Source organism: Streptosporangium sp. NPDC087985 (genome assembly GCF_044741965.1).
GTDB lineage: Bacteria > Actinomycetota > Actinomycetes > Streptosporangiales > Streptosporangiaceae > Streptosporangium.
The window spans coordinates 157,105-179,930 of sequence record NZ_JBIUTQ010000001.1; the positions used below are offsets into that span (position 1 = coordinate 157,105).

Genomic DNA, 22,826 nt, shown 5'->3' on the forward strand with positions numbered 1-22,826 from the left:
CACAGCGCAAACCTTGGATCAACCGCGTGATCCACGCCCGATCATGGCGATCAGCGGTCATTAGCCTCAGCTCATGAGAGCCGCTCTGAGAGCTTTCGGGGAGCTGGGCATCACCGCAGGGTTGATCATTCTTCTCTTCTGCGCCTACCTCCTCTGGGGGACCGGTGCCTACACCGTGCAGCAGCAGACGGTACTGCGCAGGCAGCTCATCCAGGAGTTCAGAGAGAAGAGGCCCGCACCGCTCGGCGGCATCCGGCTGGGCGGGGCGATGGCGCTGCTGAGGATCCCGCGGCTCGGGCATGACTACCGGTACGCCATCGTGGAGGGTGTCGGCCCGGAGCAGTTGCGGATGGGCCCGGGGCACTACCCCGGCTCCGCCATGCCGGGAAAGATTGGAAATTTCGTGCTTTCTGGACACCGGACCACCTACGCCGCGCCCTTCAACCGGATCGGCGAACTCCGCCGTGGCGACGCCATCGTGGTCGACGCCCCCGAGGCCCGCTACACCTACCGGGTCACCGGCACGCGTGTGGTCATGCCCACCGAGATCGGAGTCATCGCCCCGGTTCCCGACATGCCGGGCCGTAAGCCCACCGATGCCCTCATCACCCTGTCCACCTGCCATCCGGAGTACTCCGCCGCCCAGCGGCTCATCGTCTTCGGAGAGCTCGACAGCAGCCGGAAGCGCCGCCGATGAGGAGTCCCATGTACGGCTGGATCTGGCGGCTGCTCCCCGGCAGCCTCGCGACCAGGGTCTTCTTCGCGGTGGTGCTGGCGGGGCTGGCGGCGGCCGTACTCTGGTATTTCGTGTTCCCCTGGCTCGAACCCCGCGTCCCTCTCGACCACGTCCTGGTGGGGGACTGATGACCCGCATCCTCGTGGTGGACAACCATGACAGCTTCGTCCACACCATCGTCCAGTATCTCCGCGAGCTCGGCGCCACCTGCGACGTGCGCCCGCGTGACCACGTCGTGGTCGAGGACGCGGCCGGCTTCGACGGTGTGCTGGTCAGCCCCGGGCCCGGTACCCCCGAGGACGCCGGGGTGAGCGTCCCCCTCGTCGGTTACTGCGAGGCCCGCGACCTTCCGCTGCTCGGCGTCTGCCTCGGTCACCAGGCCATCGCGGTCGCCTATGGCGCCACCGTGGCACGGGCTCCGGAGCTGATGCACGGCCGCACCAGCGCGATCACGCACGACGGCCGCGGCGTCTTCGCCGGTCTGCCGTCCCCGGTGACCATGACGCGCTACCACTCGCTGGCGGTCGTTCCGGAGACGGTCCCGGAGATCCTCCAGGTCACCGCGGTCACCGATGACGGCCTGGTGATGGGCCTGCGCCACCGCACCGCGCCCATCGAAGGCGTGCAGTTCCATCCCGAATCGGTGATCTCCGAACACGGCCACCGGCTGCTCGGAAACTGGCTCGCGGGGATCGTGTAACGCCGGAACCGCCTTGAACGACTAACCAGTGAGCCCTTCCGCCATCGCCCCCGAGTGGCGGAAGGGCTCCTGTCCGTTCAGGGGGAAGACCGGCTCCCCGTTCCCCGGGAACCCCTTCCGGGAGATCCAGGAGAGGCCGCTCCCGGCAGCGAGACGGCCCCCACCCAAGGGGCGGGGGCCGTCTCCGCGGAGCCGGCGATCAGCCGCCCAGGTCGCTGGGCGGGTCGTCGACGAACGGGTCGTCGTTCTCCGTCTGATCCGGCTGCGGATCATCGGGGACGTTCGGGTCCTGGGTCGGAAGCGTCGGCTGCGCCGTCGGCTGCGGGGGCCGCCCGCTGGAGACGACCAGCGTGATCGTGGTGTCCGGCTGGAGCCTGGTGCCGGCCTCGGGAGCCTGGCTGAGCACGGTGCCTTCCGGCAGGTCACTCGCCTGGTCGACGATCTTGTACTTGAAGCCCGCCTCCCTGAGCATCCTCTTCGCGTCGTTGACCGTGAGGTTGACCACGCCGGGGACCTCGATGGCCTCCCTGGGGATGTAGATCCGGACCGAGCTGCCCTCGGGCGCCTTCTTCCCCGCGGGGGGGTCGCTCTTGAGCACCTTGTCCTGCGGGCCGCCGGAGCTTATGGGCTGCACGCTCGGCTTGAAGCCGGCACTTTCGAGGGCGGCCTTGGCCTCGTCCGTGGTCATGTTGACCACGTCGGGCACCGCGATCCTCTTCACGCCCTTGGAGACCGTGAGGGTGACCTCGGAGTCCTTGTCGACCTCGGTGCCGGCCACCGGATCGGTCTCGATCACGGTGTCCTTCCGGACCTCCTCGTCGAACTGCTCGACGGTCTTGACCTGCAGCCCGAGGTCCTGCAGCGCTTTGGTCGCCGCGGCCACGGTCTGCGAGGCCAGGGGCGGGATCTTGACTTTGGCGTCCTTTCCGGGGTCGCCGGGGGAGCTGAAGACGATGTACCCCACCCCGATGAAGGCACCGATGACCAGGAGCGGGACCAGGATCCACGCGGCGGTCTTGACCGCGGCGCTGCCGCTGCCGCTGCTCTGCTGGCGGCGGCGGCCGCGCTCACCACGCCCGCCATCCTCCGGGTCGTACTCGTACGCCGGGACGGCGCTGGTGCGCTGGGTGGCCGGCCCGCCGGGGCCGGGGGCCTGCATCGTCCGGGTGGCCGAGCCGTAGTTGTTGGCCAGCGCCATCGTCTGGGCGTCCATCGGGATGCCGGACATCGCCCGCTGGATGTCGGCCCGCATCTCCCCGGCGTTCTGGTAACGGTGCGCCGGGTCCTTGGCCATCGCCTTGAGCACGATGGCATCGGCCCACTTGGGGATCTCCGGGTCGATCTGCGACGGCGGGATCGGGTCCTCGCGCACGTGCTGGTAGGCGATCGCGACGGGGGAGTCACCGGTGAACGGCGGCTGCCCGGTCAGCAGTTCGTACAGCACGCAGCCGGTGGAGTAGATGTCACTGCGGGCGTCGACCCGCTCACCCCTGGCCTGCTCCGGCGACAGATACTGCGCGGTGCCGATGACCTGGGCGGTCTGCGTCATGGTCGCGGCCGAGTCGGCCATCGCGCGGGCGATGCCGAAGTCCATCACCTTCACGTCACCATTGTTGGTGATCATGATGTTCGCCGGCTTGATGTCCCGGTGGACGATGCCGCCGCGGTGGCTGTAGTCCAGCGCCCGCAGGATCCCGTCGACCAGCTCGGCGGCCCGCTCGGGCATCAGCCGCCGGTCGGACCGGAGCAGGTCACGCAGCGTGCGGCCGTCGACGAACTCCATCACGATGTACGGCACCGGCGCGCCGCCCGCCACGTCTTCGCCGGTGTCGTAGACCGCGACGATGGACGGGTGGTTCAGCGACGCGGCAGACTGCGCCTCCCGGCGGAAACGGGCCTGGAAGATGTGGTCCCTTGCCAGATCCGCTCGGAGTGTCTTGATGGCGACGATCCGATCCAGCCGGATGTCTCGGGCGCGATATACCTCGGCCATGCCGCCACGCCCGACGACGCCGTCAAGCTCGTAGCGATCGCCGAGGCGTCGGGGCTGAGTCATTTCCTGCACTGTCCCTTACCGTTCATCTTGGGTGCCGGTGAGCTCTCGGGCCACCGGTGTCCATCATCGACCCATTGCCGCATCATGTCTCCCCGTTCGGCGGCTCTGTGTCGCCGGTGCCGGGAGTGGCGCTCGGTGTAGGGCTCGATGTCGCCGTCGGGGTGGTGGGCGTCGGAGTCGAAGGAGTCGAGCTGGGGCTGGGCGGTGGCGGCTTGGTCGGCTGGGGGCTGGGTGTGACCGATGTGCTTACCGTAGCCGACGGCGTGGGTGAAGGACGGAACGGCTCCGTCGGCGAGACCGGCGTTCTGGTCGTCATCGGCTTGGTTCTGCTCGGCTGTACCTTCGTGGGCGTGGCGACCGGGCTCTCCGGGGCGACCGGGCTCTCCGGGGCGAACGGCTCCTCCGACCGGCTGTCGCCGTTGTGGTCCGTCAGCCCATGGGCCATCAGCGTGCCCAGCCCGACGGCGGCGGCACACCCCGCCGCGGCGGCGACGATCATGGTCTTCCGCCGCAGGCCGCGACGGCCCGGGGCGATCAGTGCGGCACCCGTCGGAGCCGGAGCCCTGCCGGTGGTCAGGGCAGGGGCGATCTCCTGGGGCCACTCGCCCGCGGGTTCCACCCGCCATCCCGCCGGGTCGGTGAGCATGGCCAGATCGGCCGTACCCGCGGTGGTGAGCGAGTCGCGCAGCGCGCGTGCCCGTCCGGCCAGCTCCCTGACGTCGGCCGGACGCCGGTCGGGGGTCTTCGACAGGCAGGCCATGACCAGTGCGCGCACCGCCTGGGGCACGCTTGCGGGCAGCGGTGGCGGGGTCTCGCCGAGATGCATGAGCGCGATCGCCACCTGCGTGTCGGCGATGAACGGCGGACGGCCCGCCAGGCACTCGTAGGCGACCACACCGAGCGAGTAGATGTCGGTCGCGAAGGTCAGGGGCTCTCCCGAGGCCTGCTCGGGGCTGACGTACTGCGCGGTGCCGAGCACGGTGCCGGCCTGGGTCATCGGCAAGGCCTCCAGCGCCCTGGCGATGCCGAAATCTGTGATCTTTATCACACCGGCCGCGGTGACCAGAAGGTTGCCCGGCTTGATGTCCCGGTGAATGATCCCCGAGCCGTGCGCGGCCTGCAGGGCCTTGGCGGTCTGGTAGACCACGTCCAGGGTGACCTCGGCGCTCAGCCTGCTGTCACGCGCCAGGATGCCCGCCAGGGACTCGCCGGGGACCAGCTCCATCACGAGGTAGGCGACACCGTCGGCCTCGCCGTAGTCGAAGACCTGGGCGATGCCGGGATCGGCCAGGGCCGCCGCGATCTGTGCCTCCCTACGGAACCGCTCACGGAAGGCCGGGTCGGCGGCCACGTGCCGACGGAGCAGCTTCACCGCCACCTCGCGGCCGAGGAGCTCGTCCCTGGCCCGCCAGACCTCGCCCATGCCGCCCGTAGCGATCCGCCCCAGCGGGCGGTATCGGCCCCCGAGCAACGCGGTCATCTACCCAGCACCGCTTCCATCACACTCTTGGCGATGGGCGCGGCGGTGTGACCACCCGAGGCGTCGCTTCCGGCGCTGCCGGACTCGACGATGAGCGCGATGGCGACCTTGGGGTCCTCGGCGGGGGCGAAGGAGATGAACCACGCGTGCGGGTCGCGACCCTTGGCGGTCTCGGCGGTTCCGGTCTTGCCCGCGACGGTCACACCCGGGATCTGCGCGGCGCCGGCGGTGCCCCTGCTGACGACGTTGACCATCATCTCCTGCAGCTTGTGCGCGCTGTCCTCGCTCATCGCGGTGGAGAGTTCCTCAGGGCTGGCGCTCTCGACCTCGCCGCCCTCCGCGTCCGCGATCTTGTTCACCAGGTACGGCTTCATGACCACGCCGTTGTTGGCGATACCCGCGGCGACCATGGCCATCTGCAGCGGGGTCATCTGGTTGCTGCGCTGGCCGATCGAGGCCTGGGCGAGCGCGGCCTGGTCCTCATGGGGGCCGAAGTCGCTGGCCGCGACCGACATCGGGATCGCCAGCGGCTCACCGCCGATGCCGAACTTCTTGGCCTGGTCGTTCACGGCCTCGTAGCCCAGCTCCATGCCGATCTTGCCGAACGGCGTGTTGCAGGACTTCTCCAGCGCGTACGACAGCGTCACGCGACCGGAACCACACGCCGCGCCGCCGTAGTTGGGCAGGCCGACGGTGGTGCCGGGCAGGGCGAGCCGCTGAGGGGCGTCCACCTCCGTCTGCGGGCCGAGGGTGTCGTCGCTCTCCAGATACGCCGCCATGGTCACCACCTTGAAGGTCGAGCCCGGCGGGTAGGTGCGCTCGATCGCCCGGTTCAGCAGCGGCTGGTCCTTGTCATCGGCCAGCTTTTTGTAGGCCTTGTTGACCGAGTCCTTGTCCGGCTTGGACAGCAGGTTGGGATCGTAGGTGGGGATCGACACCATGGCGAGGATCGCCCCGGTCTTCGGCTCGATCGCGACCAGCGCGCCCTTCTTGCCGCTGGCGCCCAGTGCCCTGTAGGCCGCCTCCTGCGCCTTGGGGTTGATCGTCAGGTCGACGTTGGCGCCCTTGGACCTCTTGGCGGTGAACAGGTCGATGCTGCGCCGGATCAGCAGGTCGGCGCTCGTCCCGTCCAGCAGGCGGTTCTCCGCCCGCTCGATGTCGCGCTCGCTCTCCGGCGCGAAGAAGCCGGTGACGGGGGCGTAGATCTTGCCCTCGGGGTAACGCCGCTCGAAGCGGAAGTCGTTGGTGCCGGTGTCCACGGACTCGGCGAGCACCTTGTCGCCCGCGGTGATCCGGCCGCGCTCGATGTCGTAGCGGGCGTAGAGGTTGCGGCGGTTGAGAGGGTTGGAGCTCAGGTCCTCCGCACGCACGACCTGCAGGTAGTTCACGTTGAGCATGAGAAGGCCGAACATGAGCAGGCAGGCCAGGGCGGCGCGCTTGAGGGGGCCGTTCATCGCTGGAACACCTGCGTCATTCCTTCGTCCTGGATGGCCTGGGGCGGCGGTTTTCTCGCCGCGTCCGACATACGTACCAGCAGCGCGACAAGGATCCAGTTGGCCAGAAGTGCCGAACCGCCCTGGGACATGAACGGGGTGACCAGGCCGGTCAGCGGGATCAGGTTGGTGACGCCGCCGACGATGATGAAGACCTGCCAGGCCATGATGAACGACAGGCCACCCGCCAGCAGCTTGGAGAACGGGTCGCGGGCCGCGATGGAGGTGCGCAGGCCCCGCTCCACCAGCAGGGCGTAGACCATCAGCAGGGCCATCAGCCCGGTCAGGCCGAGCTCCTCGCCGGTGGCGGGGAAGATGAAGTCGGAGATGGCCAGGGGGATGAGCTGGGGGTGACCCTGGCCGAGCCCGGTGCCCAGGACCCCGCCGGTGGCCATGCTGAACAGGCCCTCCATGAGCTGCGCGCTGCCGCCGGCCTTGTAGAAGAGTGCCGGGTCCTCCGGGTTGAGGTAGACGGTAAAACGGTCCTGCACGTGGCTGAAGAGCATCCCGGCCAGGATCGCGCCGCCGACAAAGAGCAGGACGCCGATCAGCACCCAGGAGGTGCGCTGGGTGGCGATGTAGAGCATCGCGATGAACGTGCCGAAGATCAACAGGGAGGAGCCGAGGTCCTTCTGCAGGACCAGCACGCCGATGCTCAGGCCCCAGACGATGAGGATCGGGCCGAGGTCGCGGGCTCGGGGCAGGTCGATGAAGAGCAGCCGCCGACCGGCCAGTGCCAGCACGTCGCGCTTGGCGACCAGGTAGCCGGCGAAGAAGACGATCAGGGCGATTTTGGCGAACTCGGAGGGCTGGAGCTGGCCCAGGCCGGGGATGCCGATCCAGATGCGCGCGCCGTTCGTCTCGATGCCGACGAACGGCAGCAGCGGCGAGATCAGCAGGAGGAGTCCGGCGGCTCCCGCGGTGTAGGTCAGCCGCTGCAGCGCGCGGTGGTCACGCAGCACGATCAGCGTCACGCTGAACATGACGACGCCGACGGCCGTCCACAGCAGCTGGGTGGTGGCCGACGCGCCGAACGCCTTGGCCTGTTCGAGGCGGTAGATCATCACTAGGCCGAGGCCGTTGATCAGCGTCACCAGGGGCAGGATCAGCGGGTCCGCCCAGGGGGCGAACTTCGCCAGCATCAGGTAGGCGGCCAGCATGAACCCGCCCAGGCTGAGGCCGTAGGTGAGCATCCCCGTGGGGATCTGCTTGTCGATCGCCATCCCCACGTTGGCGTAGGCGAGCATCACGATCACGACCGCGAAGGCGAGCATCGCCAACTGGGCCATCCGCCGTTTGGCGGGTAGGGGGACGGGCTCGACGCTTGGGGTGCTCATGTGTCTACTGCGACCTTGTGGGTTCCGGGGTTGCGGTGCCGCTCGGCTGGGGGGTCTGCTTGCCCTTCCCGTCAGCCTTGGTCTCGGGCTTGGTCTCGGGTTTCGCCTCCGGCTTGGCTCCGGACGACTTGAGCTCCTGGATCTTCTGCAGGCCCGCGTCGACGCTGGGGACGGGGATGCCGTCGCGGACCTGCCCCTGCTGGAACGCGCCAAGGACCGTGATCGACTCGGTGGTGCTCCGTGCGACGTTGAAGAGCTCGATGGGGCCGAGATTGGTCTTCACGCCCTGGAAAACCACTATCTCATCCCCTTTCGCCCCTACGAAGTACTGATCATCGAGCCACTGGTTGCCGAAGTACCAGCCTAGGCCGCCCCCGACGAGGGCGACGCCTCCCACCGAGGCCAGAAGCGGCCACAGACGGCGGCGTCTGACCGGCCGCCTTGACCTGGCGACCGGCTCCTCGAGATCGTCGTCCGTGATGACGGGCTGGGGCATGGTGATGGCACTGGCACGGCCGGCCGGGGTGTCAGGCTCTTCCAGCCGAGGCAGGGTGAATCCGGCGGCGCCCACTACGGCGGCCTCGGTGGGAGGGACGGACTCCTCGTCCACCTCCAGGACGTCGGCGAGCACGCAGGTGATGTTGTCGGGACCACCGCCCCGGTTGGCCAGGTCGATAAGCGTGCGGACCACCGTCTCGGGGTCCTCGATCGTGGAGAGCGTGTGGTGCAACGTCTCCGCGCTCACCACGCCGGAAAGCCCGTCGGAGCAGAGCAGGTAACGGTCGCCGACCTGGGCCTCGCGCAGGGAGAGGTCGGGGTCGACCTCGCCGCTGCCGTCGAGCGCGCGGAGCAGTATCGACCGCTGGGGGTGGGTGGCCGCCTCCTCCAGGGTGATCCGGCCGTCGTCCACGAGCGACTGCACCAGGGTGTGGTCGTGCGTGATCTGGTAGAGCTCCCCGGCGCGCAGCAGGTAGGCGCGGGAGTCGCCGACGTGGACCAGGGCGACCCTCGTGCCGGACCACAGCATGGCGGTCAGGGTGGTGCCCATGCCCTTGAGGCTCGGGTCTCGCCCCACCATCTCGTGCAGCCTGCGGTTGGCCTCTCGGACCGCCGCCTCGATGGCGCTGAGCAGGTCACCCCCCTGCGGGTCCTCGTCGAGAGAGGACATCGCGGCGATGGCGACCGAGCTGGCCACCTCACCGTGTGCGTGGCCGCCCATGCCGTCGGCGACGGCGAGCAGGCGGCCGCTGGCGTACGCCGAGTCCTCGTTACCTTCGCGGAGGAGGCCGACGTCAGAGCGGGCGGCGTAACGGAGTGCGATGGTCATTTGCGCAATTCGATGACGGTCTTACCGATGCGGATCGGAACACCGAGCGGCACCGGAGTCGGACGGGTGACTTTTGAGCGGTCGAGGTATGTGCCGTTGGTCGAACCGAGATCTTCCACGATCCACTGACCGTCCTGGGGGAAGAGCCGGGCATGCCGGCTGGAAGCGTAGTCGTCGCTGACTACCAGCGTGGCGTCGTTCGCCCGGCCGATGGTGATTGGCGTCTCCGAGAGGGTAATGGTGGTGCCTTGCAGGGGACCACCGATGACGACCATCTGCCGTGGCTCCCCCTTCTTGGGTCTGGCCGCGGGCTTGATCGGCTTGGCAGCCTTGCGCGCGGCGGTGGTGGCCGTCTGTGATCCGAACAAGTCTGTCCGGATCACGCCGACCGCGGCAATCACGAAGAACCACAGCACCGCGAGGAACGCGAGCCGGATCAGCAGCAGCGTGAGCTCGGACATGGACCGTCTGTTTACCTTTAATCGCGCCGGAAAACCAGAGTCGTCCGCCCCAGTGTCACGCGAGTGCCGTTCTGGAGCTCGACCCGGCGGACCGGCTGGCCGTTGACGAAGGTGCCGTTCGTGGAGCCGAGGTCGACGAGCACGACCTGGGGACCCTCCACACGCAGCTCGGCGTGGTGCCGGGACACACCCGGATCGACCAGCCGGAGATCACAGTCGGTGCCCCTGCCGAGCAGGGTCACCGGGGTGGTCAGGTCGTAGGAACGCTGGCCCTGCGGGTCGTCCTGGGTCGAGACGAGCAGGCGGGGACGGCCGCCGAAGGCATGCGGCTTGGCCGCGGGCACGTCGCTCACCGGCTGGCGGATCTCGTCCTGCTCGACCGTCGCGCCGCGGATCACTCCGGAGCGGATCCGGAACAGGCCGACCGCCAGATCGTCGGCCGTCTCGAAACGCACCCGGACCGGCCCCACGAAGGAGTAGCCCTGTTCCTTGGCGTACTCCCTGGCGAGGTTGGCCAGTTCATGGCTGATGCTGTCCGCATAGACCTCCAGTCGCTCGCTGTCCGTCGTGGACAGCTCAACCACGAAGTCGTTCGGCACGAGCGTGCGCCCTTGTGCGACGATCGCCGCACGCTCGTCCATCTCGCGCTGAACCGCGCTGGCAACCTCGACCGGCTGAAGGTCAGATTTGAACGCCCGCGCAAAGGCCCCCTCAACCAAGCCTTCGAGCCTCCGCTCGAAGCGCTGAAGGACTCCCACCGGGTACCTCCCTTCCTCCGTCTAACTAGGTCGCGGTCACTTGGGGGCTTGTTCCTCGCTCTCTCGCACCCAGTTGTTCCGCTCCGCGTCTAGGAGGATCGTATCCGGGTTCGTGGGTACCGGCTGATCCGTGCTAATGTTTCCACCGCACCCAAAAGGGCGGGTGGCGGAACGGCAGACGCGCACGGTTCAGGTCCGTGTGTCCGAAAGGACGTGAGGGTTCAAATCCCTCCTCGCCCACTCAGGCAGAGCCTCGGAAGCGCTGGCAGCGCACCGGGGCTTTCTCGTTTTTCCGTGAATCCGCGCGTTCATCGGGGCCGTCCGTGGAGTCTTGTCCGGTCAGGTCGATCGTCGATCAAAGTAGCCGTTCGCTCTGTTATAGAGAAGACCCGGCCGTTATGTAGGACTCTTCTGGTTTTTGGGCCGGTACGGCATGCCGCCGTTCTAGCTCGCCACGCTTGCCGATCACTTTCGAGCCGCTTGCAAGAGGTTCGATGATCAAGGGTTAGATTACGCCGACAGAGGAATCGGGCCGGGGAAGACTCTTCCCCGGCCCCTCCGCGTGCTACCGGGTGGCGAAGACCCGGACGTCCAGAAGCTCGCCGAGCAGATCGGTGAGGCTCACCATGCCGGCCACCTCGCCGCCATCTGTGACAAGGCCCACGTGGGCGTGGGCGTCCTGAAGGATGGAGACCGCCTCGGGGATGGTCGTGCCCCTCTCCAGCCGGGGGACCGGGCGGGCGAGCTCCGCGGAGCTGGCTCCGGGCCGGATCAGGACGTCCCTGACGTGCAGGACGCCCAAGACGTCGCCCGGCCTGCCCGAGTTGACCAGCAGGCGCAGGTGCCCGCTTTCGACGGCCGTCCGGCGTACCTGGGCCTCCGTGGCGTCCCCGGTCACGCTGGTGGCTTTCTCGATGGGCAGCATCAGGCGCTCGACCGGCTGCTGGTGGACCCGCAGGGCCCGCGTGAGCAGGTCGTGCTCGTCCCGGTCGAGCAGGCCCATCCGGCCTGACTCGCCGACCAGCATGGCGAGCTGGACCGGAGTCCTGGTGGTGGCCAGTTCGTCCCTGGCGTGCACCCCGACCAGCCTCAGCAGCGTGTTGGTCAGGGCGTTGAGCGCGGCCAGCACCGGCCGGACCACCCAGGTGAAGCCGCGGAACGGCAGGGCCAGGCTCATCGCCGCGGTCTCCGGGTGGGTCAGCGCCCATGATTTGGGAGCCATCTCTCCCACCACCATGTGCAGGAAGGTGACCAGCGCCAGCGCGATCACCAGCGAGACGGGGATCCACAACGCCTCGGGCGCACCGACCGCCGCGAAGATCGGCTGCAGCAGGTGCTCGATGGCCGGTTCGGTCACCATGCCGAGGCCGAGCGAGCACAGTGTGATGCCGAGCTGGGCGCCGGCCAGCATCAGGGAGAGCTCCCTGCCGCCGCGCACGGCCGCACGGGCGGCGAACCGGGTCAACCGGCCGCCCCTGCCCGCGAGCTCCTCCATGCGGTGCCTGCGGGCCGAGATGACCGCGAACTCGGCGGCGACGAAGAAGGCGTTGCCGATCAGCAGGGCCACGCCGAGTAGCAGGGCTCCGATGGCGCTCATCGTCCGTTCACCGCGTTCCGCCCGATCTTGGGTGTGTCGCTCCGGCGCTCGGCCGTCCGTGGCACGGCCATCGCGGGCTCGTCGTCCCTGGTGCTCTCCGCCGGTGCGGGTGCCAGCCGTACCCACTCGGGAACTCTACGGTGTACCGACAGCACGGTGAGCTCCGCCTCCGGCCGGTCCGCGCTGTCGTTCTCGAAGAGGTCGGTCTCCCTGGTCAGCGTGACGGTGACCCGGTCGCCGGGCTCGGCCATCCGGCTGAGGGTGGCGAGCACCAGGCCGGCGACGGTGTCGTAGTCGTCGCTCTCGGGGAGCGCCAGCTTGGTCGCCCGCTCGACCTCGTCGAGCCGGAGCGTGCCCGGCAGATTCCAGGTGCCGTCGTCGTTGGCGACGACTCCCGCGGGCTCGGGGTCGTTCTCGTCGACCAGTTCGCCGACGAGCTCTTCGGCGAGATCCTCGACGGTGACCACGCCGGCGAGCCCGCCGTACTCGTCGATGACGCAGGCCATGTCGTCGTGCGCGGTCCGCATGCGTTCCAGCACGACCGGCAGCGGCAGCGAGTCCGGGACCAGCAGCGCGGAGCGGGTGATCGACTCCAGCACGCCTTCGGTCAGTCCGGACCTGAGAAACTCCCGCACGCCGGTGACACCGACCACGTCCTCACCGTTCTCCTTGATCAGCACCGGATAGCGGGAGTGGCCGTGTTCACGGACGGCGTCGAGCAGGTCCGATATCGGGCGCTCGGCCCGGAGCAGCACCACGCGGGGGCGCGGCACCATGACGTCCTCGGCGGTACGGTCTCCGAACTCCAGCGCCCGCTCCAGCAGCTCCGACAGCCGCGGCGGAAGGTCACCTGCCGTGGCCGACTCGGAGATGATCCGGGACAGCTCCTCGGGGCTGGCGCCGTGCGCCATCTCCTCAACGGGCTCCACGCCCACCCGGCGCAGCAGGCCGGTGGCGGCGGAGTCGAACAGCCGGATGACGGGCCCGGCGATTTTGAGGTAGACGATGGTCGAGCCGGCGAGGAACTTGGCCACCGGTTCGGGCCGGGCGATGCCGAGGTTCTTGGGGGCGAGCTCGCCGAGCACCATCTGGATGACGGCGGCGATCGTGATGGCCATCGCCACCGCGACGCCCCCCACTGCGGCCACGGGCACACCCGCGGACTCCAGCCAGGGGCTGATCACGGTGGCGATGGCGGGTTCGGAGATGAAACCGACCAGCAGGGCGGTGACGGTGATGCCGAGCTGCGCGCCCGACAACATGAACGACAGGCGTCCCGCCACCTCCAGCGCGCGCTTGGCCGCCGCGTCACCGGCGTCGGCCTGTTCGCGCAGCACGCTGCGGTCGGCGGCCACGAAGGCGAACTCCTGGGCGACGAAATAGCCGGTGGCGAGGGTAAGGAGAAGTATGGCCAGCAGGCCGAGAGCCGTGTTCACCGGGTGGCTCTCCCGGTCTGATCAGCTGTTCCCGTGCGTGCGCACGGGCAGGTACTCCATGAGTCCGGAGTGGACACGATCATCCTTTCGAGCAGAAGTCGTCCACTACCGTAACGATCCATGTGGTGATCGATGTTTCCAGATCAGCTGACAATTGCCTGGGTGGTTCCTCATCGCCCTTCCGCGTACTTTTACGTGGGAAAACCTTGGAAGGCATCGACGCGTGACGGGGGACACGACGTAGCGTCGATAATGACGTTCTCATCGTGGGTTCAAGAAGTGGCGGGGATACGACGTGGGTGACAGGCCGGAAGACGACGACCGCACACGTGCGCTGCGATCGCCCCAGCCTGCGACGCCGCGAGCGGCGGGGCAGCCCGCCTACCCGGTGCAGGGGGCCGCTCGCCCGGCCGCCGAGCCCACCGGGGATGCGCACCCCCGCTCGACCTCACGGGTCTACGGCAAGGCCAGGGCCGGCTCCGGCCCGGTCCGGCCTCTTCCGGGGCAGGCCGGTCCCTCCGCCGGATCCCCCGGAGGGCCTTCCGGCGGTTCCTCCGGAGGGAAGGGAGGCGGGCGGACGCCCGGCATGAGCCGGCGCCCGAAACGGCCGGGCAGGCTGATCGCGCGGATCCTCATCGGCCTGCTCGTCGTGCTCCTGGTGTTCACCGTCGGCGGATACTTCACGATCAATTCGCGGCTCACCAAGATAGACGCGCTCTCCGATTACAACGGCCGCCCCGCCGCCACCGCCGGAACGAACTGGCTGCTGGTCGGTTCCGACAGCCGCGAAGGTCTCACCAAGGCTCAGCGGAAGAAGTTCGCCACCGGCAACGCGGTCGGCAAACGGACCGACACGATGATGCTGCTGCACATCCCCGGCAACGGTGACCGCCCGACCCTGGTCAGCCTCCCGCGCGACTCCTACGTGCCGATCGACGGTCATGGCAGTGGCAAGCTCAACGCCGCCTACGCCTACACCGACGGTGGGCCCAAGCTCCTGGCCAAGACCGTCGAGCAGGTGACCGGGCTCCGGATCGACCACTACATGGAGATCGGCTTCGGCGGTTTCGTGGGCATCGTGGACGCCATCGGCGGGGTCGAGATCAACGTCAAGCAGGCCATCAAGGACCCCAAGGCGGGCATCAACCTGAAGAAGGGCCTGCAGACGATGGACGGCGGCACGGCCCTCGGCTATGTCCGCACCCGTGCCACCGGCGCCATCCCCGACTTCGAACGGACCCAGCGTCAGCGCCAGTTCTTCTCCGCGGTGGTGAAGAAGGCGGCCAGCCCCGGAGTCCTGATCAACCCCTTCCGGTCCGTCCCGCTCGCCCTGAGCGCCACCGACTCCGTCGCCGTCGGAGAGGAGACCGGGGCCTTCAACCTGCTCTCCCTCGGCCTGGCGATGGGTGACAACCCGGTGACCACGGTCGTGCCGATCGGCTCCCTGCCGACCATCAACGGCCAGGCCGTCGTCAAGTGGGACACGGCCAAGGCGCTGCGCATGTTCAGGGCCCTGGCCCAGGACAGGCCGGTCCCCAAGGACGCCCTGGGCAACTAGTGTCCGGCCTCCGGGTTCCTCACCGCGGCTAAGGTTCGAGGTCCCCACGTTGGAAGGATTGAGATGACCATCTCCGCGGAACTTCATGTCCTCGGCCGCCCGTTCGTCGAGGCACAGCTCGCCCACCCGACGGTGGTGGGGATCGCGAAGGGGGACCTTCCGGAGCCGGTGTTCCGTTCGTGGCTGGAGCAGGACTACCTCTTCCTTCTCGACTACGTGCGGGTGTTCTCCCGGCTGGCCTGGCAGGCCCCCGACGGGCACCTGGGTGAGCTGGTGGATCTGGCCTATGTCACCTTCCACGAGGAGCTGGACCTGCACCGGTCCCTGTCGGCTGAGTTCGGCGCCGACCTGGGAGGCGTCAGGAAGGGGGCGCCCTGTGCGGCCTACACCTCGTTCCTGCTCGACTCCGCGGCGAACTACGCCGACGGCCTGGCCGCGCTCTACCCGTGCATGTGGGGCTACTCCACCCTCGGCCGCACCCTCGCCGAGAATCCTCCGGCCGAACCGCGCTACCGCGCCTGGGTCGACACCTACGCGCATCCCGGTTTCGCCGAGCTGACCGGCCGTATCGCCGTGATGATCGACGAGGCCACGACCGATCCCGGCAGGGCCAGGGAGCTGTTCACCGAGGGGATGGCCCACGAGCTCGCCTTCTGGGACGTGCCCTGAGCTCCTGAGGAACGCCACCGGGACATACGCGCATATGTTTGGTGAGTTCGTGGACGATCGAGCCGCTCCGCGCCCTCTCCGGTGACGGATTTGAAAGAATGGATGTCATGAGTTTTTCCGAGGTCGAGGTGCGGGACGTGCCGGTCGGCGCCTTCCTGCTTGATGTGAGAGAGAACGACGAGTGGCGGGCCGGCCACGCGCCCACGGCCGTCCATATCCCACTCGGCGAGCTGCAGGCCCGGGTGGACGAGGTGCCCAGGGACGCACCCGTCTACGTGGTCTGCCGGGCCGGCGGCCGTTCCGCGCACGCCGCCGCGTGGCTCGGCAACGTCGGCTGGGACGCGATCAACGTCGGTGGCGGCATGCAGTCCTGGGAGTCCGCCGGCCGTCCCATGGTCAGCGAGAGCGGTCAGGACCCGTTCGTCGCCTGACCCGGTCCCTGTGAGGGGTCGGCCGGCTCCGGCCCTCGCAGAGATCCGATATTTGCGCGATCAGGAATGAATGACATAATTCGGGGCGAATTATCTATCGCGGGAGCTCGGGCGGGACCGGGCTGAGAGGGCGGAACCAGGCAGAGGGTCGATCGAACCCTCCGACGCGCCGCCGACCGCATGAACCTGTCCGGGTAATGCCGGCGTAGGGAGCGTTTCATGGCGTCCGACGTCATCGGTTCCAAGCATGCCGAGGCCCCCCTCACCCTTGACCAGGCTCCGCCGAAGACCCTCGGCGCACTCGACCAGGGCGCCTTCTGGGCCAATCTGGCCGTCAGCCTGCTCGGATTCTCCTTCGCGCTCTTCCTGATCAACCCTCTGCTCGACGACAACCCGCTCACCTTCACCGCGGCGCTGCTCGCATGCCTGGTCGGCAGCCTTGTCGGCACCGCGATGGTCGGTCTCGCCGCGGTGCCCGGGGCGCAGACCGGTCAGCCCGCGATGGTGCTACTGCGCGGGCTGTTCGGCGCGAGGCTCTCCTCCGTCCCGACCGTACTCAACATCATCCAGATGATCGGCTGGGGTGCCTTCGAGCTCTGGGTCATCGCGATGGGCGCGCAGGCGATCTTCGGGCCGTCCATCCCCTACGCGGTCTGGGCGATCGGGGCCGGGGTCCTGACGACGGCGCTGACCATCTACCCGCTGGGCGTCATCCGGCTGATCCGACGTTTCGTCACGGTCGGTGTGATCATCTCGATGATCTGGTTCGCGGTGGTCTTCATCCGTGACACGCCCGCCCAGGTCGGGGGATCCTGGGACGCCTTCATGCCGGCCATGGACTTCGTGATCGCCCTCTCCGTTTCGTGGGTGCCGGTCGCGGCGGACTACGCCAGGCACTCGCGGTCCAGCCGCGCGGCCTTCACCGGCGTCGTCGGCGGCTACACCATCGCGCAGGTGGCATGCCTGGCCGTCGGTGTTTACGCGGTGGCGCTCGCGGGCCACGACGCGGTGCTGGGCGACCCGACCACGGTGTTCGCGCCGTTCGTGGCGGCCCCGCTTGGTGCGCTGTTCTTCGGCATGCTCGTGCTGCGCGAGACCGACCAGTCGTTCGCGAACGTCTACTCCACGGCGATGTCGCTGCAGAACCTGATGCCGCGGGTGGACCGCCGGATCTTCTCCGTGGCCGTCGGTGCGCTGACCACGGCCGTCGCCCTCGTCGTCGACGTCAACTCCTACGGGGCGTTCCTCGGCATCATCGGCGCGGTGTTCGTGCCGATGCTCGGCGTGCTGGCGGTCGACTACTTCCTGCTCGGCCACGGCAAGGACTGGGACACCTCCGAGAACGCGCCCTCCCGCTGGCTCATGGTGGCCCCGTGGCTGCTCGGCTTCGCCACTTGGTGGCTGCTCGCCGCGCCCTCGGAGGTGTCCTGGTGGGCGCGCATCTGGAACGGCGTCAGGGAAGTCATCGGGTTCACCCCGCAGCCGTGGATGAGCGCGGCCGTCGGCGCGTTCCTCGTCGCCGGTCTCGTCACCCTCGGCCTCGGCGCGCTCCGCCGACGCAGGTGAGTATCCGTCTGTGAGCCGCCACCCGTGAGTCCTCGCCCGTGAGCGGGCGGGGGCTTCCCGGAGGCGGCTTCCCGGACGCGGCTTACGGGCTGCCGGGCGGATGGCTCCTGCCGGCTCCCTCGACACGGAGCAGCCGCTCCTTGGCGGTGGCGCCCCCCGCGTAACCGCCGAGGACGGCCTCGCTCTCGACCACCCGGTGGCAGGGCACGATCACGCAGACCGGATTGCTCCCCAGGGCGTTGCCGACCGCGCGCAGCGCCCGCGGCCTGCCGATCCGTTCGGCGATCTCCCGGTAGGTGGTCGCCGTTCCGTACGGCACGGCCATCATCATCTGCAGCACGGTCCTGGCGAACGAGGTCGCCAGCCGCAGGTCCGCCGTGGTGGTGAAGGCGCGCAGCCGGCCGGAGAAGTAGGCGTCCAGCTCCCGGCGGACCGGGTCGAGCCGTCGCGCGTCCGGCCCGATGAACGAGCCGACCTCCCTGCTGACGCGCTCGAACACGACATTCTCGTCCTCGTAGCTGCATGCCACCACACCCCGGTTCGTCACCGCCAGGGTAAGGCGCCCCACCGGGCCGTCCAGGGTGCCGAATGCGATGTCGGGGTGGGTTTTTCCTATGTAGTCGGGCGAGGTCACCCGTAGCAGTGCGTCGATGTCACCGGATGACACGGCCCCACCCTCTCGTATCCAGGCGTGTGGTGATCGCAGCGTATCGGACGGATCACCGCAACGGGTGTCAGCACATGCGGACGAAGTGCCAAGATCAGGCTGGTTGAAGCGGCACTATGGGTGGGTGGGTGACAACAGGTCCGGCGGCGACGACGATATCGGCCGTGCGATCGTCGCCGGCGCGCCCAACGCGATCATCGCCCTGGACCGGGATCAGACGGTCCTGACATGGAACCCCGCCGCCGAGCGTCTGTTCGGCTGGTCCACCGCCGAGATGCTCGGCCGCCGCGCCCCGGTGGTCCCCGAAGAGCTGACAGCCGAGCACAACGCGGTTCTGGAACGGGTCCGCACCGGGGGTCAGGTCTCGCTGCGGACCAAGCGGTTCCGCCAGGACGGCAGCCTGATCGACGTGCGGGTGGACACGAGCGCGCTGCGGTCCGAGGCGGGAGTCCTGCTCGGCTACGTCAGCGTCTACCATCCGGCCCAGGACGATGAGACCGCCCATGACCGGGCCGTCCACCGGGCACAGCTTGTCCGCAGGCTCACCGATGTGGTCGCCGACATCAACGCCGAGCGGGAGTTGCCCGCCGTTCTCGACCGGATCGCGGCCAGCCTCGCCGAGCTGACGGGGGCCGACGCGGGCGGGTTCGTGCTGATCGAGGACGACCGGCTCCGTCTCGTGGCCAGCCACCGCCTCCCCGACTCCCTGCGCGGCTCCACCGCCGACCTGCGTACGAGCCTGGTCGGCAAGCTCCTGCGGACCGGCAGGACCGTGATGCTGGAGACCGGCGACCAGGCCCGGCTGGACGAGCTGATCTGGTCGCAGCTCCCCGGCCTGCACACCATCGCCCTCGGCGTCGCGGCGGTGGCCGGCCGGCCGTACGGCGCGCTTTACGCCCTGTTCGCCAGGCACCGGGCCAGTCACGTGGAGCTGGAGCTGCTCGAACTGCTCGCCGGGCACGCCGGGATCGCCGTCGGCAACGCCATGGCCTACCAGGAGGCCGTACGGCAGCGCGCCCACGAGCGGGCCGTGTTCGACGCCAGTGCCGACGGCATCGCGGTCCTCGACAGCCTCGGCAGGGTCGTCCAGTGGAATCCGGCCGCTGCCGAGCTGACGGGTCTCCCCGCGGCCGAGATGATAGGCGGTCCGCCACCGTTCCAGCTGCCCGAACCCGGTGACAAGCTCACACTCCAGCTCCCCTCGGGCATGTGGTTGGACGTGCTCTGCGCGGAGATCGTGGAGACGGGCGAGACCGTGGTCGACTTCCACGACGTCACCCGGGCCAAGGAGCTGGAGGAGGCCAAGGATCTCTTTCTCGCCACCACCAGCCATGAGCTGCGCACCCCCATCACGGTGGTCCGCGGTTTCGCCGGCACGCTCGACTCGCGCTGGGACAGCATGACCGATGCCGAGCGCCGTGCCGCCGTGCACACCATCGCCGAGCGGGCGTGCTCCCTTGGCCAGCTCATGGACCATCTGCTGCTCGGCTCCCGCGCCGGAGCGGGCGAGCTCATGCTCAGGATCGAGGGCTTCGACCTCGGTGAGCGGCTACGGGCCGCCACGCTGGGTCTGCCGGTCCTGTCGGACCTGCACCGGGTCGAGGTGAGTGTTCCCGAGGGCCTGCCCCCGGTCTCCGGCGACGCGCTCGCCACCGACATCATGCTCGGCCAGCTCCTGGAGAACGCCTTCAAGTATTCGCCGGACGGCGGTCTCATCAGGGTTGAGGCATGGGCGGCGGGCGATCGGGTGGTGGTGGTCGTGGACGACGAGGGCGTGGGCATTCCCCCGGCGAGCAGGGGAAGCGTCTTCGAACGCTTCGTCCAGGGAGACAGCAGTGACCGCCGCCGGTTCGGCGGGGTCGGCCTCGGCCTCTACATCGTGCGCAGCCTGGCCCATGCCCAGGGCGCCGAGGTGTCGGCGCATCCCCGCCCCGGCGGTGGCACCCGCATGCGGCTGGCCCTGCGTATTGCCGACACGCCCGGCGCCCTTACCTAGGTGACACGCCGGTGTGGTAACGGGTCAGTAACAGATGAGGTGATCTATTGTCGAATGTGCACAACCTGTAATTGACGCTCGGTTTCTAAGACCATCTAACGGGGCATTTCGGTCGTACTGGGGGTGCGTTCCTCAGGGGGAACAGGGATACGGGGAGGTGAGTGCGTCGAACGTCGTGTTGCTGCCTTATGCGCCGTCCAGCGTTGCCGTCGCACGCCAACGCCTCTGCTCTGACCTGCAGGAATGGGGGGTCTACGAGCCCGCGATCGATGATGCGGTCCTCGTGGTCAGCGAGCTGCTGAGCAACGCGCTCCGGCATGCACATCCTTTACCGTCCGGTCAGATCAGGGTGGCATGGCATTGGGCTGACGACCACGTCGAGGTTGCGGTGAGTGACGGAGGAGCCGCCACAGAGCCGCGCGCCGGGCCTCCCACACTTTCCTCGCTGGGGGGCAGGGGCCTCGGTATCGTCGAGTATCTGGCCGCCAAGTGGGGGGTCAGACATGACGACGAGATGACCACGGTCTGGGCGATGGTCACCACCGTCAGCACTGTGAGTAACGGTAAAAGTAAAAGTAACGGCAACCATCAGATCTCTCTCCCCGGACCCGCCCTGCGGGAATGCGGATAGATCGTGTCCCGCCTCACATCCGGTGAGGCGGGACACGGACCGGATCAGCCTCAGGCGGGCACAGCCCGATACAGCACCGCCCTCTCACCGGCCGCCCAGGCCGTGGTGACCAGGAGATAGATCCCGGCGGTGAGGGGAAGCACGGCGGCCAGCAGCAGGAACACGCCCAACCCGACCACGGCGGTCGCCGTCAGGGCCCGCCGCCGTCGAACATCCAGACCGACAGCGTCTGGAGGAAGAGCAGCAGGTTCACTTGGAGAACTTGCCCGCGACCATCACAGCGGCGACGACCACGAAGGCCACCAGCGCCAGCACGACCAGAAGCTTGAACAGCCCGAACAGCGCGGGCAGCACGAGCCCGAACACGACGTAGAGAGCGAGGATGACGCCCAGGACTGTCATGACGGTACGACTCATGAGCACACCGTACGTCCGCGATCGGCACCGGGGGAGCCGGAATCATAACGATCCAGTGCTTACGGAGCGGTGACACGGCGTATGGCCGGCCACCCGCGGGCCTACCGTGGGGACTATGAGCGCGCGGATTCTGGTGGTCGACGACGACCCGGCGGTGGCCGAGGTGGTGGCCCGCTACCTGGAGCGCGACGGCCACCGGGTCGAGTGCGTCGGAGACGGCGCCGAAGCGCTCAGGCGCGCGCTGTCCAACCCGCCGGACCTGCTGGTGCTCGGCCTCATGCTGCCGAAGATGGACGGGCTCCAGGTCTGCAGGAAGCTCAGGGAGCGCTGGCCGGTACCGGTGATCATGCTGACCGCGCTGGGCGAGGAGATCGACCGGGTCGTCGGCCTGGAGACCGGTGCCGATGACTACATCGCCAAACCGTTCAGCCCCCGGGAGCTGGCTCTGCGCGTCCAGTCCGTACTGCGCCGGGCGCGCGGAGCCTCCGTGCCGGCCGGGACCGGCGTGCTCAGGGACGGTGCCCTGGTGGTCGACGTCGGCGCCCACGAGGTACGGCTCGGCGGCGAGCAGATCATGCTGACCGCCCGCGAGTTCGACCTCCTGGCCCACCTCATGCGCAACCCCCGCCAGGTCTTCAGCCGTTCCACGCTGCTCAACCAGGTCTGGGGCTGGTCCTTCGGCGACTCCTCGACGGTGACCGTCCACGTCCGCCGTCTCCGGGAGAAGATCGAGCCGGACCCCACAGCCCCCCGGCGCATCGTCACGGTGTGGGGCGTCGGCTACCGCTACGAGCCTCTGGCGCCGCCATGATCCTGCTGATCGTCGCGGTCACGGCGGGGCGGGATCAGAGGGGCCTGTCTCCCACGACCATGTGGGGAGTCGTCAGAGCCGGAGCCTCCCCCTCGGGCCGGGCGGGCACGACGAGGGTCGCCGGGGTGTCCTCGCCGGCCTCGCCGCCGTCGGGCTCGACGTGCTGGCACGAGGTCGGATTCCTGGGGCTGCCGAAGGATTCGGCCATGGCGCGGAAGGTCGGGCACGGCCACCGCCACATGCAGCTACGGCAGCGCAGGATCGGGTGTGCCGCGTCGCTGGTGATGCCGCCCGCGTCGCGGGGCTGGTGCAGGTCCAGGAGCCTGACTCCGAGCTCGGCGAAGTCGATCAGCTCCTCGCGTGCCCCTTGAAGAAAGTCGAGATCCTCACTGGCCAGGCGGGTTCTGATCGGCACGTATCCCTCGGGGTTCAGCAGATCACGCAGGGAGTTGGCCGCGTCGTGCCACGAGGTGGCCTTCTCGGTGCGGGTGATTATGGACTCCAGGTGCTCCCGGAGCAGTTGCCGTTGGGGATCCTCAGGAAGGTCGGTGTTCATGTTGCGTTCGAGCCCGTTTCTAATCAACGGCCGCTACCGACGTGGCGCAGCGGCGGTCGGGAGATTCCGGGTCTCCCCCCTTTCCGGCCAAGCCGGTGTTGCACAGTGTCAAGTTTCGCGCACTCAAGGTTTCCGTGAGGCCG

23 protein-coding genes, 1 tRNA gene and 1 riboswitch are annotated in these 22,826 nt (G+C 68.7%); of the genes, 11 read left to right on the top strand and 13 right to left on the bottom strand.

Features of this window, described 5'->3' with window-relative positions; translation table 11 throughout:
- Positions 1 to 73 precede the first annotated feature (73 nt).
- Genes ACIN94_RS00800 through ACIN94_RS00810 form a run of 3 tightly spaced genes read left to right on the top strand, consistent with a single transcriptional unit; the run spans position 74 to position 1,436 of the window.
- A complete protein-coding gene (locus tag ACIN94_RS00800) occupies positions 74 to 697 on the top strand; it encodes a class E sortase (protein WP_400697709.1) in 624 nt (207 codons plus the stop codon).
- Positions 698 to 705: 8 nt separating this feature from the next.
- On the top strand, positions 706 to 864 hold the full coding sequence (locus ACIN94_RS00805; RefSeq protein WP_400697712.1) for a hypothetical protein: 159 nt from the start codon (positions 706 to 708) through the stop codon (positions 862 to 864).
- Positions 864 to 1,436 (top strand): anthranilate synthase component II, encoded by a 573-nt coding sequence (locus ACIN94_RS00810; protein WP_400697714.1) that lies wholly within the window; start codon positions 864 to 866, stop codon positions 1,434 to 1,436. The genes ACIN94_RS00805 and ACIN94_RS00810 overlap by 1 nt, the downstream gene beginning before the upstream one ends.
- 199 nt (positions 1,437 to 1,635) lie before the next feature.
- On the opposite strand, the gene pknB is transcribed toward ACIN94_RS00810, so the two are convergent.
- The 7 genes from pknB to ACIN94_RS00845 form a co-directional block, all read right to left on the bottom strand.
- Positions 1,636 to 3,492, bottom strand: coding sequence for a Stk1 family PASTA domain-containing Ser/Thr kinase (pknB, locus tag ACIN94_RS00815; RefSeq protein ID WP_400697716.1), 1,857 nt, complete (start codon positions 3,490 to 3,492; stop codon positions 1,636 to 1,638).
- 82 nt (positions 3,493 to 3,574) lie between these two features.
- The gene (locus ACIN94_RS00820; RefSeq protein ID WP_400697719.1) at positions 3,575 to 4,972 is read right to left on the bottom strand and encodes a protein kinase; all 1,398 of its coding nucleotides are present in this window, start codon (positions 4,970 to 4,972) and stop codon (positions 3,575 to 3,577) included.
- Complete coding sequence (locus tag ACIN94_RS00825; protein ID WP_400697721.1) at positions 4,969 to 6,426, bottom strand: peptidoglycan D,D-transpeptidase FtsI family protein; 1,458 nt, start codon at positions 6,424 to 6,426, stop codon at positions 4,969 to 4,971. The genes ACIN94_RS00820 and ACIN94_RS00825 overlap by 4 nt, the downstream gene beginning before the upstream one ends.
- Entirely contained in the window at positions 6,423 to 7,802 is a 1,380-nt protein-coding gene (locus ACIN94_RS00830; protein WP_400697724.1) for an FtsW/RodA/SpoVE family cell cycle protein, read from the bottom strand. The genes ACIN94_RS00825 and ACIN94_RS00830 overlap by 4 nt, the downstream gene beginning before the upstream one ends.
- Positions 7,803 to 7,806: 4 nt before the next feature.
- Positions 7,807 to 9,129, bottom strand: coding sequence for a Stp1/IreP family PP2C-type Ser/Thr phosphatase (locus tag ACIN94_RS00835; RefSeq protein WP_400697726.1), 1,323 nt, complete (start codon positions 9,127 to 9,129; stop codon positions 7,807 to 7,809).
- Positions 9,126 to 9,590 (bottom strand): FHA domain-containing protein, encoded by a 465-nt coding sequence (locus tag ACIN94_RS00840; protein ID WP_400697728.1) that lies wholly within the window; start codon positions 9,588 to 9,590, stop codon positions 9,126 to 9,128. Before ACIN94_RS00840 ends, ACIN94_RS00835 begins: the two co-directional genes overlap by 4 nt.
- Before the next feature lie 17 nt (positions 9,591 to 9,607).
- On the bottom strand, positions 9,608 to 10,348 hold the full coding sequence (locus ACIN94_RS00845) for a DUF3662 and FHA domain-containing protein (protein WP_306861813.1): 741 nt from the start codon (positions 10,346 to 10,348) through the stop codon (positions 9,608 to 9,610).
- Between the two features lie 157 nt (positions 10,349 to 10,505).
- Here ACIN94_RS00845 and ACIN94_RS00850 point away from each other — a divergent pair.
- A tRNA-Leu gene (locus tag ACIN94_RS00850) sits at positions 10,506 to 10,588 on the top strand.
- 325 nt (positions 10,589 to 10,913) lie between these two features.
- Here ACIN94_RS00850 and ACIN94_RS00855 read toward each other — a convergent pair.
- Positions 10,914 to 11,945, bottom strand: a complete 1,032-nt coding sequence (locus ACIN94_RS00855; RefSeq protein ID WP_400697730.1) for a hemolysin family protein — start codon at positions 11,943 to 11,945, stop codon at positions 10,914 to 10,916.
- Complete coding sequence (locus ACIN94_RS00860; protein WP_400697732.1) at positions 11,942 to 13,381, bottom strand: hemolysin family protein; 1,440 nt, start codon at positions 13,379 to 13,381, stop codon at positions 11,942 to 11,944. Before ACIN94_RS00860 ends, ACIN94_RS00855 begins: the two co-directional genes overlap by 4 nt.
- 586 nt (positions 13,382 to 13,967) lie before the next feature.
- On the opposite strand from ACIN94_RS00860, the gene ACIN94_RS00865 reads away from it, so the two are divergent.
- The 4 genes from ACIN94_RS00865 (at position 13,968) to ACIN94_RS00880 (ending at position 17,605) form a co-directional block, all read left to right on the top strand.
- A complete protein-coding gene (locus ACIN94_RS00865) occupies positions 13,968 to 14,939 on the top strand; it encodes an LCP family protein (protein WP_400697735.1) in 972 nt (323 codons plus the stop codon).
- A gap of 63 nt (positions 14,940 to 15,002) precedes the next feature.
- Positions 15,003 to 15,608: a TenA family protein gene (locus ACIN94_RS00870; protein ID WP_400697737.1), complete on the top strand. Its 606-nt coding sequence runs from the start codon at positions 15,003 to 15,005 to the stop codon at positions 15,606 to 15,608.
- 98 nt (positions 15,609 to 15,706) lie between these two features.
- The gene (locus ACIN94_RS00875) at positions 15,707 to 16,039 is read left to right on the top strand and encodes a rhodanese-like domain-containing protein (RefSeq protein ID WP_400697740.1); all 333 of its coding nucleotides are present in this window, start codon (positions 15,707 to 15,709) and stop codon (positions 16,037 to 16,039) included.
- 89 nt (positions 16,040 to 16,128) lie between these two features.
- Positions 16,129 to 16,268, top strand: a riboswitch (TPP riboswitch).
- Entirely contained in the window at positions 16,259 to 17,605 is a 1,347-nt protein-coding gene (locus ACIN94_RS00880) for a purine-cytosine permease family protein (RefSeq protein ID WP_400697743.1), read from the top strand. (Overlaps the previous riboswitch by 10 nt.)
- Positions 17,606 to 17,687: 82 nt before the next feature.
- Here ACIN94_RS00880 and ACIN94_RS00885 read toward each other — a convergent pair whose 3' ends face one another.
- Positions 17,688 to 18,272: a methylated-DNA--[protein]-cysteine S-methyltransferase gene (locus ACIN94_RS00885; protein ID WP_400697746.1), complete on the bottom strand. Its 585-nt coding sequence runs from the start codon at positions 18,270 to 18,272 to the stop codon at positions 17,688 to 17,690.
- Between the two features lie 124 nt (positions 18,273 to 18,396).
- On the opposite strand from ACIN94_RS00885, the gene ACIN94_RS00890 reads away from it, so the two are divergent.
- Both ACIN94_RS00890 and ACIN94_RS00895 read left to right on the top strand, forming a co-directional pair.
- Positions 18,397 to 20,268 carry a PAS domain S-box protein gene (locus ACIN94_RS00890; RefSeq protein WP_400697748.1) on the top strand — a complete coding sequence of 624 codons (1,872 nt, stop codon included), beginning with the start codon at positions 18,397 to 18,399 and terminating at the stop codon, positions 20,266 to 20,268.
- A gap of 157 nt (positions 20,269 to 20,425) precedes the next feature.
- Positions 20,426 to 20,899: an ATP-binding protein gene (locus ACIN94_RS00895; protein WP_400697751.1), complete on the top strand. Its 474-nt coding sequence runs from the start codon at positions 20,426 to 20,428 to the stop codon at positions 20,897 to 20,899.
- A gap of 50 nt (positions 20,900 to 20,949) precedes the next feature.
- On the opposite strand, the gene ACIN94_RS00900 is transcribed toward ACIN94_RS00895, so the two are convergent.
- Entirely contained in the window at positions 20,950 to 21,078 is a 129-nt protein-coding gene (locus tag ACIN94_RS00900; protein ID WP_400697753.1) for a hypothetical protein, read from the bottom strand.
- Positions 21,079 to 21,148: 70 nt separating this feature from the next.
- Positions 21,149 to 21,316, bottom strand: coding sequence for a hypothetical protein (locus tag ACIN94_RS00905; RefSeq protein ID WP_400697756.1), 168 nt, complete (start codon positions 21,314 to 21,316; stop codon positions 21,149 to 21,151).
- Positions 21,317 to 21,431: 115 nt separating this feature from the next.
- On the opposite strand from ACIN94_RS00905, the gene ACIN94_RS00910 reads away from it, so the two are divergent.
- Entirely contained in the window at positions 21,432 to 22,127 is a 696-nt protein-coding gene (locus ACIN94_RS00910) for a response regulator transcription factor (protein WP_400697758.1), read from the top strand.
- Positions 22,128 to 22,161: 34 nt separating this feature from the next.
- On the opposite strand, the gene ACIN94_RS00915 is transcribed toward ACIN94_RS00910, so the two are convergent.
- Positions 22,162 to 22,683: a hypothetical protein gene (locus tag ACIN94_RS00915; protein WP_400697760.1), complete on the bottom strand. Its 522-nt coding sequence runs from the start codon at positions 22,681 to 22,683 to the stop codon at positions 22,162 to 22,164.
- Between the last annotated feature and the right edge of the window lie 143 nt (positions 22,684 to 22,826).